This window comes from Comamonas sp. 7D-2 (assembly GCF_022749555.1).
GTDB classification, from domain to species: Bacteria; Pseudomonadota; Gammaproteobacteria; order Burkholderiales; family Burkholderiaceae_C; genus Comamonas; species Comamonas thiooxydans.
Map to the genome: position 1 here is coordinate 2,664,028 of NZ_CP094238.1, position 12,993 is coordinate 2,677,020.

The 12,993-nt window shown below is 60.8% G+C and carries 12 protein-coding genes; 4 read left to right on the plus strand and 8 right to left on the minus strand.

Features of this window, described 5'->3' with window-relative positions:
* Positions 1-49 precede the first annotated feature (49 nt).
* From MPZ60_RS12200 to MPZ60_RS12220, 5 genes are all read right to left on the minus strand, one after another.
* Entirely contained in the window at positions 50-1,462 is a 1,413-nt protein-coding gene (locus MPZ60_RS12200) for an APC family permease (RefSeq protein ID WP_034355917.1), read from the minus strand.
* 288 nt (positions 1,463-1,750) lie between these two features.
* Positions 1,751-2,239, minus strand: a complete 489-nt coding sequence (locus tag MPZ60_RS12205) for an EVE domain-containing protein (RefSeq protein WP_034355920.1) — start codon at positions 2,237-2,239, stop codon at positions 1,751-1,753.
* 30 nt (positions 2,240-2,269) lie between these two features.
* A complete protein-coding gene (locus MPZ60_RS12210) occupies positions 2,270-2,854 on the minus strand; it encodes a hypothetical protein (protein ID WP_034355923.1) in 585 nt (194 codons plus the stop codon).
* Between the two features lie 66 nt (positions 2,855-2,920).
* Positions 2,921-3,172, minus strand: a complete 252-nt coding sequence (locus tag MPZ60_RS12215; protein WP_034355925.1) for a GlsB/YeaQ/YmgE family stress response membrane protein — start codon at positions 3,170-3,172, stop codon at positions 2,921-2,923.
* A gap of 197 nt (positions 3,173-3,369) precedes the next feature.
* Positions 3,370-3,915, minus strand: coding sequence for a C40 family peptidase (locus tag MPZ60_RS12220; RefSeq protein WP_003079198.1), 546 nt, complete (start codon positions 3,913-3,915; stop codon positions 3,370-3,372).
* 455 nt (positions 3,916-4,370) lie between these two features.
* Between MPZ60_RS12220 and MPZ60_RS12225 the strand changes: the two genes are divergently transcribed.
* The 4 genes from MPZ60_RS12225 (at position 4,371) to MPZ60_RS12240 (ending at position 10,185) form a co-directional block, all read left to right on the plus strand.
* Complete coding sequence (locus MPZ60_RS12225) at positions 4,371-4,973, plus strand: isochorismatase family protein (RefSeq protein WP_242881723.1); 603 nt, start codon at positions 4,371-4,373, stop codon at positions 4,971-4,973.
* A gap of 363 nt (positions 4,974-5,336) precedes the next feature.
* Entirely contained in the window at positions 5,337-7,229 is a 1,893-nt protein-coding gene (locus MPZ60_RS12230; RefSeq protein ID WP_034356015.1) for a propionate--CoA ligase, read from the plus strand.
* Between the two features lie 244 nt (positions 7,230-7,473).
* Complete coding sequence (locus MPZ60_RS12235) at positions 7,474-8,862, plus strand: phosphomannomutase/phosphoglucomutase (protein WP_034355930.1); 1,389 nt, start codon at positions 7,474-7,476, stop codon at positions 8,860-8,862.
* A gap of 18 nt (positions 8,863-8,880) precedes the next feature.
* A complete protein-coding gene (locus MPZ60_RS12240; protein WP_034355933.1) occupies positions 8,881-10,185 on the plus strand; it encodes a 3-deoxy-D-manno-octulosonic acid transferase in 1,305 nt (434 codons plus the stop codon).
* 72 nt (positions 10,186-10,257) lie between these two features.
* On the opposite strand, the gene MPZ60_RS12245 is transcribed toward MPZ60_RS12240, so the two are convergent.
* The 3 genes from MPZ60_RS12245 to MPZ60_RS12255 form a co-directional block, all read right to left on the minus strand.
* Positions 10,258-11,724: a TolC family outer membrane protein gene (locus MPZ60_RS12245; protein ID WP_034355935.1), complete on the minus strand. Its 1,467-nt coding sequence runs from the start codon at positions 11,722-11,724 to the stop codon at positions 10,258-10,260.
* Between the two features lie 83 nt (positions 11,725-11,807).
* Positions 11,808-12,155, minus strand: a complete 348-nt coding sequence (locus MPZ60_RS12250) for a rhodanese-like domain-containing protein (protein WP_034355938.1) — start codon at positions 12,153-12,155, stop codon at positions 11,808-11,810.
* A gap of 117 nt (positions 12,156-12,272) precedes the next feature.
* Positions 12,273-12,983, minus strand: a complete 711-nt coding sequence (locus tag MPZ60_RS12255) for a protein-L-isoaspartate O-methyltransferase (RefSeq protein WP_004340917.1) — start codon at positions 12,981-12,983, stop codon at positions 12,273-12,275.
* Between the last annotated feature and the right edge of the window lie 10 nt (positions 12,984-12,993).

Sequence of the window (12,993 nt, forward strand, 5' to 3'; positions counted from 1 at the left end):
TTGTCCTGTGGGAAATACGCCACGTCACCCGGAAATGCAGCTCGGCGGATCAGTCTGCCGAGTCGTCGTACTGGGGCGGGGCCTTGCGAAAGCCACTGGTGATGATGGCCAGATAGGCAAGGCCGATGCTGCCCCAGATGAGGCCCGAGCTCAGCGAGCTGGGCTCCACCTCCAGCCACATGGCGCCTACGCTCATGAAGCCCAGCACCGGGGTGACAAGATAGCGCAGCAGGTCGCCCGGGCTGTGCCAGCGGCCCTGGCGCCACATATATTCGGCCAGCACCGACAGATTGACAAAACTGAAAGCCGTCAGTGCGCCGAAACTGATCAGGGCGACCACATATTCCAGACTCAGAAAGCCAGCGGTCAGCGCCACCGCGCCCACCAGCAGAATGTTGTAGGAAGGCGTGAAGGACCTGGGGCTGATATGGCCGAAGAAGCGCTGGTGGATCACGCCGTCGCGGCCCATCACATACATCAGGCGCGATACACCAGCGTGAGCCGCGATGCCGGAGGCCATGACGGTGACGATGGCAAAGGACAGCACCACTGACTTGAACAGCGCACCGCCCACCAGATAGAGTATCTCGGGCTGGGTTTCGTCCACGGCCTCGAAGTACTGACCGGGGTCGCCAGGGAAATAGAGCTGCAGGAAATACGTGGCCACGATGAAGATCAGGCCGGAAATCAGCGCCGTCAGAAAAATGGCCTTGGGCAGGGTGCTTCGGGTGTCGTGGGTCTCTTCGGCCAGTGAACTCAGCGAGTCAAAGCCTGTGAACGAAAAACAGAGAATGGTGGCTCCCGTAATCAACGCACCGATCTCGGCCTGGGCGCTCCAGAAGGGCGACAGTGTCCACAGGCCCTGACCACCGTGCCCGGCAATCGCACCCAGGGCATTGCGGCCCGCATGCAGATCGCGCCAGACCATGCAGGTGAAGACGGCGATGACGAGCAGCTGGAAGAAGACGATCAAGCCATTGAAATGGGCGACGAAGCGAATGCCGCGCAGGTTCACGCAAACCATCAGCGCGGTCAGGCCGACGATCCAGACCCAGTGGTTGACCTCGGGGAACATGGATGTCAGATAGATCTTGGCCAGCAGGATATTGACCATGGGCGAGAGCAGATAGTCCAGCAACGACGACCAGCCCACCATGAAGCCCACGTTGGGGTGAATGGCCTTTTGCGCATAGGTATAAGCCGAGCCCGAGGAGGGGTAGCGCCGGATCATGTGGCCGTAGCTCAGCGAGGTCAGCAGCACGGCCAGCAAGGCAACAAAGTAGGAGGTGGGCACATGCTGCAGCGAATCTCGCGAGACCATGCCGAAAGTGTCCAGCAATGTCATCGGCTGGATATAGGCCAGGCCGATGATGACCACATGCCATAGCAGCAGAGTCTTTTGCAGGCCGGCAGGAGCAGGGGGCGAGGCCGCCTGGGCTGGGTGATCGGTCAGTGCAGTCATCTTCTACAAGAACAAGAGAGCCGGCACAAAACCTGTGCCGGCCTGCGCGTGGCAAGGCAGCGGGCGACGAGTCCCCGGCTGGCAGCCACCGTGTTGTCAATGGTTTGGGCACACCCCGAAGCAGGGCGCCGTTCTTGGGTTCCGCTGAACCTCGGGTCGGGCAGCAGCGAAAAGCCGGCATTATCGGCTTTTGTTACTGTCGAGGTTGCTTATGATGAAAATCTCATTAAATTCAAGGCGGTATCAGCACAGCTTGCTATGACTGGAAGAGCATGCACATGTTCAGCCTCAACTCCCTTGCAGCAGAGACTGAATGCATTGCCATTCGGCTTCGGTCACCGGGGTAATGGAGAGACGATTACCTTTTTGCAGCACGCGCATCTGCGCCAGTTGAGGTTGCTCGCGCAGCTCTGGCATCAGCAGGGGGCGGATCTTTTTCAAGGCCTGCACATCCAGCATAAGCCAGCGCGGTTTGTCGGTCTGGGACTTGGGATCGTAATAGGGGTCTGCAGGGTCGAACTGTGAAGGGTCCACACGCAGATTGCCGGCAATGCGGGCAATGCCGTAAATCCCAGGTTCGGCGCAACTGGAATGCCAGTACAGCACACCGTCACCCACCTGCATATCGTCACGCATGAAATTGCGTGCCTGGTAATTGCGCACGCCATTCCAGGCAATGGTCTGCTCGGGGGACGCCAGAGCATGGTCGATGGAGTACTCGTCAGGCTCGTTCTTCATGAGCCAGTAACGATGGGCTTGGAGGCTGCTGTCGTTCATGGGTGCATTGTCGGTGAGGAGGTTGCTGTCTCAGTCATCACGGTCTCGCTGCCAGGGACCGCGATCCTGCTGCCAATTGCGCACCAGATCGCTATTGCGTTGCAGCAGATTTCGGGTGTCCAGCTCGGCTTCTTCCACCACCCGCATACAGTCCTGAATATGGCGCTCGCCCAGATAGCGCAGAGTCGCGTAGCCTATGGATGCAGCTGCGAGCTGGCCCAGTAGCGGCACATATCTGGCGGCCTGCTTGGTGCTCATGCGCAAACCCAGGGTTTTGCCGAGGCGCAGCACTACGTCGCGGGTGATGAACTTGCCGATCAGCACGGAGCCAACCATGGCGATGGCTTTCTGGACTTGCTCGCGCTTTCCTGGCGTGAGTTGGTCGAGTTGCTCTGGCGTCAACCCGAACTCCTGGTTGATGCGCGGATAGAGTTGTGCGAGCAGGGCGGCATCAGCAGCCCAGTCCAGACCGGGTATGGGAATGGCACTGGCGGCAGCGCTGACGAGTGCCCGTCTTCTCAGTAGTTTGCGGGCCCGCTCAGCGGCTTGGGCAATGTCTTTGCGCTCCGCTCTGGTCGCACTAAGGTTTCTGAAGCTCGGGTCTTTTTTCCACATATTCGATAAGGAGATGACGGAAATAGAAAAAGGGGCTTGTCGGCCCCTTTTGGTCGGAATTCAGATTCAGTTGGCCTTACCGCGCACCATGCCATAAATAAACAAAAGAATCACGGCCCCAATGACCGATGCGATCCAGCCTGCGGTTTGCCCGGGCTGGTACCAGCCCATGGCCGAGCCCAGATAGGTAGCTACAAACGAGCCGACGATACCGAGAAGAATCGTCATGATCCAGCCCATGCTGTCATTGCCGGGCTTGATGGCCCGTGCAATCAAACCGACGATAAGACCGATGATGATGGTTCCGATGATGGACATATTCTGTTCCCTGTTGGTGCTTTGACGAAAGTGACTCTACGCGGCCCGGCAGATCGACTCTGTCGGACGATTCTGAATGTCGGCGCGAGCGTGGTTCTTGCATGAAGACATGCGGCGGCATGGGCTACATCAGGGCTCAAGGAAAAAACAAAAACGCCTGCAGAAAGCAGGCGTTTTGGTCGAGCTCTGATTCAAAATCAAGGCTGCAATGGACCCAGGGCGCTATATGCAGCAGCCGTGGTTGCCGAAGCGTCAGCACCTTCGACGCGGCGGGCGCCGTCGAAGCGGCGAGCCCAGTAGGAGGTCTGCATGCTTTCCACACGTACGCTGGCACCGGTGCGCGGTGCGTGGATGAATTTGCCATCACCCACGTAGATACCCACATGGCTGAATGTGCGGCGCATGGTATTGAAGAACACCAGATCACCGGGCTTGAGGTCGCTGCGGTCGATCTGCTGAGTGGCATTGGCCTGTTCGGCAGAGACGCGAGGCAGAACCTTGCCCATGGTCTGGGAGTAGATGGCCCGCACAAAACCGCTGCAGTCGAAGCCGGTTTCTGCGTTGGTGCCGCCCAGACGATAGGGAACGCCAAGGAAGCCCATGGCCGTCACTACCAGATCGGAGGTTTTTTCGGCCACGTTCTGGCGTGCTTCGCGCACGAAGTCAGTCGTCTTCTCGGCCACGGAGTGTCGAGCTTCACGCAACTGGGTGATGAGGCCGCGGTTGACCAGCAATTGGGCCATGTCGTCGTCACGCTGCTCGCTAGGCGCTGCGTGCGCTGAGGTAACGCCGACAAATAGAAGTGCAATAAGCCATCGGGACATGGGGCGTGAGGGTAACACGTTCATTTGTAGGATGGGAGCTCTATTTCCAATTTTTTCTCTTGGTTTTTGATGCAGCACAGCAAGTGAGCTGCGGGCATAAGCTTATTGCGTGAGCTGCTCTCAAATTTGCAGCGTATTGCAGTAAGTGATTTCCCCATTCTGGTGAATGCGGGTCGGGAATGCACCAATTCATGGTATTGACATGCGAGAGGCGTTGCATTGACGGACTTTCTACCTCGGCATGCGCTTGCAGCGACAATAGCGCCATCGATTGCAGCCGATGCGACACGCTTCCTCAGCGTGCCGCGCGCCTGTCTTATGCAAGCGCTGCGCTTTTTAGCAGCGGCTTGACGCGGTTTTAAGAAAGATTTGCCATGTTGTTAGAAGCTTCCGAGTCGCAACTGGTTCTGGTGGACTACCAGGACAAGCTGATGCCCGTCATTCACGAAGGCGCGCAAGTGCTGGCCAATGCCGTCAAGCTGGCCAAGATGGCGCAGCTGCTGGATGTGCCTGTTTGGGGAACTGAGCAGAACCCCTCGCGCCTTGGCGCCAACAATGCGGAGCTGAAGGCGCTGTGCCAGAAGACGGTGGAGAAAATGTATTTCAGCGCCGTGCCGGAGGGGCTGGGTGAATGGCTGCGTCCTCCCGCCAAGCCGCAGGGCGGCAATGCGCGCAGCCTGCCCAAGCATCTGCAAAAGCCCCAGCAGCAGGCGCCCGAGCGCAATATGGTGGTGATTGCCGGCTGCGAAACCCATGTCTGTCTGTTGCAGACGGCGCTGGAGCTGCTGGAAGACGAGTTCGATGTGTGGGTGGTGACGGATGCTTGCGGCTCGCGCACCGAGCGTAACCGGGATGCAGCGTTTGACCGTCTGGCAGGTGCCGGCGCCGAGCTGGTAACCACCGAGATGGTGATGTTCGAGTGGCTGCGCACCTGCGAAGACCCTGCCTTCAAGGAGATGCTGGCTCTGGTCAAGTAGTCGCTTGCAGCTATTCAGGAAATAAGCGCCTTCTGGGCGCTTTTTCTTTTGGCTGCGCGCTGATCGCTACATTTCCATTCAGTGGCGCTCAGATCCCAGGAATCGCTGCCTGGCTTGCAGATGGTCTCCATGGGGTGTCCACAGAGGATTCAGGATCACTATGTCATACCCCATGGCACGGCGGACACGAATTCCTAGAAGATGGTTTCAAGGAGGACCCAGGAACTGAACGTGCTTGGGCCGGTGCTCTGATGCGGCGTTGATGCGATAGTCAAGCGCTGTCAGTTTTTGGCAAGCGCGTTATGAATAATTATGAATTCAGAAAACTCTCTGCAAAAGACGGAGAGTCAAGGAGACATATTCATGACCACGCGTTTCGAAGATTTTTATCAGCGTTCCATTCATGACCGCGACGGCTTCTGGGCGGAGCAGGCCGGCCTGATCGATTGGCAGCAGAAGCCGCAGCAGATCTGTGACTACAGCAACCCGCCATTCGCCAAATGGTTTGTGGGCGGCACAACGAATCTTTGTCATAACGCCATTGACCGCCATCTGGCAGAGCGCGGCGATCAGAACGCGTTGATCGCCATTTCCACCGAAACCCAGACCGAGAAGGTCTATAGCTATCGCGAGCTGCATGCGGAGGTCAATCGCATGGCCGCCGTGTTGCAGTTGCTGGGTGTGCAAAAAGGCGACCGCGTGCAGATCTATATGCCCATGGTTGCCGAGGCCTGCTTTGCCATGCTGGCCTGCGTGCGTCTGGGCGCCATTCACTCCGTGGTGTTCGGCGGCTTTGCCTCGGGCGCACTGGCGTCGCGCATCGATGATGCCGAACCCAAGGTCATCATCAGCGCCGATGCGGGCTCGCGTGGCGGCCGTGTCGTGGCTTACAAGCCTTTGCTGGATGAAGCGCTCAGGCAATCCAGCCACCAGCCCGCTGCCGTGCTGATGGTCAACCGCGGGCTGGCCGAAATGCCCATGAAGGCAGGTCGCGACCATGACTGGTCGGCATTGCGCGCCCGGCACATGAATGCACAGGTGGATTGCGTCTGGGTGGAGTCAACCCATCCCAGCTACACCCTCTATACCAGCGGCACCACAGGCAAGCCCAAGGGCGTGCAGCGCGATACGGGCGGCTATACCGTGGCGCTGGCGGCCAGCATGCCGCATATCTTCGATGCCCAGGCCGGACAGACCTTCTTCTGCACCAGCGACATCGGCTGGGTCGTGGGTCATAGCTACATCATCTATGCGCCGTTGATTGCGGGCATGGCCACGGTGATGTACGAAGGCCTGCCGGTCAACCCCGATGCAGGCATCTGGTGGAGCATTGTCGACAAATACAAGGTCACGCACATGTTCTCGGCGCCGACGGCGATTCGCGTGCTCAAAAAGCATGATGCTGATTACCTCAAGCGCTACGACATCTCAAGCCTCAAGGCCCTGTGGCTGGCCGGCGAGCCGCTTGACGAGCCCACGGCGACCTGGATCAGCCAAGCCATCAACAAGCCCATCATCGACAACTACTGGCAGACCGAGACCGGCTGGCCCATCATGACGCTGTGCAACGGCGTGCAAAAGCAGGCCACGCGTTTTGGCAGTCCGGGCCGGGCTGTCTATGGCTACAACGTCAAGCTCATCGATGACGCCAGCGGCGAGGAGCTGACCCAGGCGAATCAGAAGGGCGTGCTGGCGATTGAAGGTCCGCTGCCGCCCGGTTGCATGCAGACGGTCTGGCGTGACGACAACCGCTTTGTCAACACTTACTGGAAGAGCATTCCGGGTCGGCTGATCTACAGCACCTTCGACTGGGGCATTCGCGACGAGGACGGCTACTACTTCATCCTCGGCCGTACCGACGATGTGATCAATGTGGCGGGCCATCGCCTGGGCACGCGCGAGATCGAGGAGAGCATCTCTGCCCATGCCCAGATTGCCGAAGTGGCCGTGGTTGGCGTTGCCGACAATCTCAAGGGCCAGGCTGCGCTGGCCTTTGCCGTGGTGCGCGATGCGGCCTTGGTGGCAGATGAGGTGTCCAGCAAGGCCCTGGAGGCCGATGTGATGAAGCTGGTCGACTCGCGTCTGGGTGCGGTTGCGCGTCCGTCTCGCGTGATTTTCGTCACGGCTCTGCCCAAGACGCGCAGCGGCAAGCTGCTGCGCCGGGCTCTGCAGGCCGTGGCCGAAGGTCGTGACCCTGGTGATCTGAGCACCATGGAAGATCCTGCGGCCCTGGCTCAGGTCCAGCAACGCTTGTAACTTCAGCAAGCCGGAGCCTGTGGTGATGGCTCTCCAAATCACCACAGTCCAGGCAAGGGCTGCCCCGCAGTAAAGTCCGTCGTCCCCTCGGGGAAGACTCGAAGCGACTCAGGGGACATTTGAATACAAGGCCTGCGACCATCAAGGCGCAGGCCTTGCTGTTTGCAGCCTAAAATCGCCCGATCGCGCCGCGCAGTCCACTGCCTGGCGCTATGGAATTGAAAAACTTCGAGAAAGAGCTGTTGTGCAAATTGCATCCTCCATCTTCAAGGCCTATGACATTCGCGGCATCGTGCCGTCGACACTGACTGAAGAAGTCGCCCGTGGCATAGGCCGCGCATTCGGCATGGCAGCGCTGGTAGCCGGCGAAAAAACCGTGGCGGTGGGCCGTGATGGACGTCTGTCGGGTCCTGCGTTGTCGGAAGCATTGATGCAGGGCCTGACCGATGTGGGCGTGAATGTGATCGACATCGGCCTGGCCACCACGCCCATGTTGTACTTTGCGGCCGCGACCTTGTGTACCAGCGGCATTCAGGTGACGGGCAGCCACAATCCCAAGGATTACAACGGCTTCAAGATGGTGCTGGCAGGCCGCGCCATTTATGGCGAGGAAATCCAGGCCTTGCGCGTGCGCATGGAAACCGAGGACTGGACGATTACCGGTGCCGGACAGATCAGCCGTGCCGATGTGCTGGCCGATTACACCGCCCGCATCGTGGGCGACGTGAAGCTGGCGCGGCCCATGAAGATTGTGGTGGACTTTGGCAACGGCGTGGCCGGTGCGTCGGCGCCCACCATCTTCCGCCAGCTGGGCTGCGAGGTGATCGAGCTGTTCTCTGAAGTCGACGGAAACTTCCCCAATCATCATCCCGACCCCAGCAAGCCAGAGAACCTGCGCGATGTGATCCAGGCCCTGCAGACAAGCGATGCCGAGCTGGGTCTGGCCTTTGACGGTGACGGCGACCGCCTGGGCATTGTGACCAAGGATGGCCAGAACATCTTCCCCGACCGTCAGATGATGCTGTTCGCCAAGGATGTGCTTTCGCGTGTGCCCGGCGGCTCCATCGTGTTCGACGTCAAGTGCACCCAGCGTCTGGCCCCCGAGATCGAGGCTGCAGGCGGCAAGGCCGTGATGTACAAGACCGGCCATTCGCTGGTCAAGGCTCGCATGAAGGAGCTGGGCGCGCCGCTGGGCGGCGAGATGAGCGGCCATATCTTCTTCAAGGAGCGCTGGTACGGCTTTGACGATGGCACCTATGCCGGCTGCCGTCTGCTCGAAATCGTCAGCCGCGAAACCGACCCCAGCGCAGTGCTCAACGCATTGCCCACCAGCTTCTCCACGCCCGAACTCAATGTGGCCTGTGCCGAAGGCGAGCCCCATCGTCTGGCGGCCGAGTTGCAGGCGCTCGCTGCCACGGAGTTTGCCGAACCTGCCCGGGTCAGCACCATTGACGGCCTGCGCGTGGACTGGGCCGACGGCTTCGGCCTGATCCGCGCCAGCAACACCACGCCGGTGCTGGTGCTGCGCTTTGAAGGCCATACACAGCAAGCCTTGCAGCGCATAGAAGCGCAGATGCTGGCCTTGCTCAAACGCGTCAAGCCCGACGCCCAGGTGGGCGCTTCTGCGCACTGATAGCAGCAGCGCTCAAGCATGGCCAGACCGGCTCCCATGAGCTTTGCCCGTGCGCTGTTCAGTGCACTGGCCTGGGCGATGCAGCCTCTGCTGCGGCGCAAGCTGCGACGCAGAGCGCTCGCTGAGCCGGGCTACGGCGTGGCCGTACCGGAGCGCTTTGGCCATTATCAGCCTGCAGATCTGGGGCGCGACGGACGCGGCCGTTGGGTGTGGATTCATTCGGTGTCGCTGGGCGAGACCCGAGCTGCCGCCATTCTGATCAAGGCCTTGCGCGAGCGCATGCCTGCGATGCGTCTGCTGTTGACGCACAGCACTGCGACCGGGCGAGAGGAGGGAGCAAAGCTGTTGCACCCGGGCGATGTGCAGGTCTGGCTGCCCTGGGACTCCCTGGGCGCCACCAGGCGTTTTGTCGCGCAGTTCCAGCCTGCCGTGGGCGTGCTGATGGAAACCGAGATCTGGCCCAATCTGATTGCGGCCTGTACCAACACAGGCATTCCTCTGGCCCTGGCCAATGCACGTCTGAACGAGAAATCCGAAGCCGGTGCCCTGAGAGTTAGGCCACTGTCTCGCCCAGCGTACGCCGCACTGGCTGCCGTCTGGGCGCAGACCGAGACCGATGCCAAGCGCCTGCGCAATGTAGGAGCCAGCGTGGATGCGGTGCTGGGCAATCTCAAATTCGATGTGCAGCCCGATACTGCCCAGATTGCCCGGGCAGGCCAATGGCGCGCAGAACTGGCGCGCCCCGTACTGCTGTTTGCCAGCAGCCGCGAGGGCGAGGAAGCGATGTTCATCGATGCGCTCAAGGCCCTGGGCGATGCTGCAGCGGCGGTGCAATGGCTGGTCGTTCCGCGTCACCCTCAGCGCTTTGACGAGGTGGCGAGCTTGCTGGGCAAAGCGGGCTTTGCTGTTTCGCGGCGCAGCCAGTGGGGGCAGAGGCCTCCCGTGCAGTCCGGCGCAATCTGGCTTGGAGACTCGCTGGGCGAGATGCCCCTGTATTACGGCCTGGCAGCGGCGGCCCTGATGGGGGGAAGCTTTGCGCCGCTGGGCGGGCAGAACCTGATCGAGGCGCTGGCCTGTGATTGCCCGGTGATACTGGGGCCGCACACCTTCAATTTCAGCCAGGCGTCCGAGCAGGCTCTGCTGGCCGGCGCCGCAATCGGTGTGCAGGATATGTACGCTGGATTGAGCGAGGCTTTGGATCTGGCCGCCAGTGCGGATCGACTTCAGGCCGCAGTGCAAAGCTGCAGGCAGATGGTTCAGGGCAATCGCGGCGCGGCCGCGGCCACGGCCGAGGCGATTCAAGCGTTGATGAATGCTCCTTGATCAGGAGCGTTGTGGGTAAGGGTTTGAGGTCGATATGACATTAAACCCTGAAAGCCTGCTTCTCGAGCGGTCTTAACGCTTAGGCGTTCTTGCTGCGGGCTTTGCGGCAGCCATGCTGCTTGTGACGGCTGGCCTGGCTGTGGCAGCAGGGGCTATGTCGGGCGTGCGTGTCAGTGCGTCGATCATGCGCAGATCATCGTCACTGAGCACGCCTGCGGACTGGCGCAGCTTGAGCTGGCCTAGCAGCACCTGGTAGCGCGCATTGGCCAGATCGCGCTCGGTCTGGTAGACCTGACTCTGGGCATTGAGCACATCGATATTGATGCGCACGCCCACCTCATAACCCATTTTGTTGGCCTCCAGCGCACTCTGGCTGGAGGCGAGGGCCGCTTCCAGCGCCTTGACCTGAGCCTGGCCTGACTGCACGCCGAGGAAGGCGGTGCGTGTAGCCTGCTCCACGTTGCGGCGAGCGTCGTCGAGCTGGGCGCGGGCTTTTTCCTCCAGCGCGACGGTTTCCCGGATGCGGTTCTGCACGGCAAAGCCCGCAAACAGCGGCATGTTCATGACCACGCCGATCTGGGCAGCGTTGGTGCGATAGCTCAGGGGAATGGATGGAGTCATGGAGCCGTTGGGATAACGGTTGACCACATAACCCGCCTGCAGGTCCACGGTAGGCTTGTGGCCGGCTTCGGCCTTCTGCGTGTCGAGCCTGGCGATGTCCAGGGCCAGCTGGGCCTGGCGCAACTGGGGCTGGGCGGCCAAAGCCTTGTCCACCCAGTCTTGCATATTGTCGGGCGTCACCTTGGGCAGGGTCAGCGGCGCGGCCAACGGCGTAGGCTGAATGCCGACGCGGCCCACGAGCTGATCCAGGGCTACGCGCTTGACCTGCAGGTCATTTTGCGCAGCGATTTCCTGGGCCGTGACCAGATCGAAGCGTGACTGGGCTTCGCGTGAATCGGTGATGGTGGCTGTGCCAACTTCGAAATTGCGCTTGGCCATCTCGAGCTGGGTGCTGATGGCCTGCTTTTGCGACTGGGCCACCTGCACGCTGTCCTGGGCCGCCAGCACATCGAAATAAGCCTGGGACACACGCACGATCAGGTTCTGTGCAGCCGCATCCAGCTGAGCCTGGGCCACATCCACGCCGTGCTGCCCCTGCTCGTAGGCAATCTTGTTGGCAGGACGGTACAGCGGCTGCTGGGCGCTGAGCTGCACGTTCTGCTGCGTGCTATTGAAGCTGCTGGTCATGCCGGGCACGGGCACCGAGGTGTGAATGTCCACATGGGTGCGGTTGGCACCCGCCGACAGACCCACATTGGGTAGCAGCCCGGACAGGGCCTGGTCGGCGCGGCTGGCCGCAGCTCTCGCATCGGCTAGCTGGGCCTGCCATGAAGCGTCATAGCCGCGGGCCTGAGCCACCAGCTCCGACAAGGTCTGGGCCTGTGTCTGAGTGCCGGCCCATGCCAGCAAAACTCCCAAGGAAATGGCACGCAGCGCGTGTGCGGAGGGGGCTTGCAGAGGCCTGGGCAGCTTGGTCATAAATGTCAGGGTTGGGCGGTCTCGATCACAACAGAAAACTCAACAAAGCTCTGGATTGGCCGAGCAATAGGCCCGGCAATCTTTCAATAACGAGGCACGCCCGGGTCGGCGCTGAGCGACCAGGCGTCAATGCCGCCGGTGATGTTGCTGACGTCCTCAAAGCCGTTGTTGAGCAGAAACGCAGCCACGCTCATGCTGCGGGCGCCATGGTGGCACAGGCAGGCGACGGGGTGGTCGGGGTCCAGCTCCTGCAGGCGGCCGGGAATATCGTGCATGGGAATGCAGCGCAGCTCGAAGCCTTCGCCGGGCTGAATGCTGGCCAGGGTGACTTCCCAGGGTTCGCGCACATCCAGTACCACGGGCCTGACGCCATTCGCGGCATGAGAAGCCAGCCATTGCTGGAATTGGGCGGGCAAGACCTGGGTCAACATAAAAACTCCTGGCGGCTGGCCGACGAATCTGCGGGCCAACCCTGACACTGAAAGACAGGCCCTGATCGCTGCACTGCCGAGTCGCAGCGCAGAAAGCAGGGCGAACGCAACAAGCGTTTAGAACGAGAAGCGCGAAGGCTCTTCAAAACCCACAAGGCGGGTGGCAGCAGTATCCCAGGGTTGCTGGACTTCGAAATTGTTGCCGTTCTTGGTCACCAGTGTGAAGCGCATCACGGGCATGTGACCGACGATGGCAGCAATGCGGCCGCCTTCGTTGAGCTGGGCGTAAAGGGCATCGGGAACCTGAGCCACCGAGCCGCTGAGCACGATCACGTCAAACGCGCCCTGAGCCAGGGAAGCGGTGGCACCGTTGGCCAGCTTGACTTCGACATTCTTGACGCCGGCGCTGAGCAGATTCTCACGGGCCATCTCGGCCAGTTCGGGGTCGATCTCCAGTGTCACGACTTCCTTGGCCTGGGCGGCCAGCAGGGCTGCCATATAGCCGGAGCCGGTGCCGATCTCGAGCACGCGGTCGGTGGGCTTGATCTTCACGTCTTGAAGCATGCGCGCTTCGATCTTGGGTGCCAGCATGTGCCAGCCTTTGGCGGCAGCTTCTTCGGCCGTGCCCTTCAGGGGGACTTCAATGTCCATATAGGCCATGTTCGCGTATTCGGGCGACACATAGTCTTCACGGTGGACCTTGCCCATCAGCTCCAGCACGGACTCGTCCAGCACATTCCAGGGACGGATTTGCTGTTCGATCATGTTGAAACGAGCCTGCGCGTGCACATCGCGCGGGTCCACTTGGGCATTCATTGGCAGGGCCATGGTATCTCCG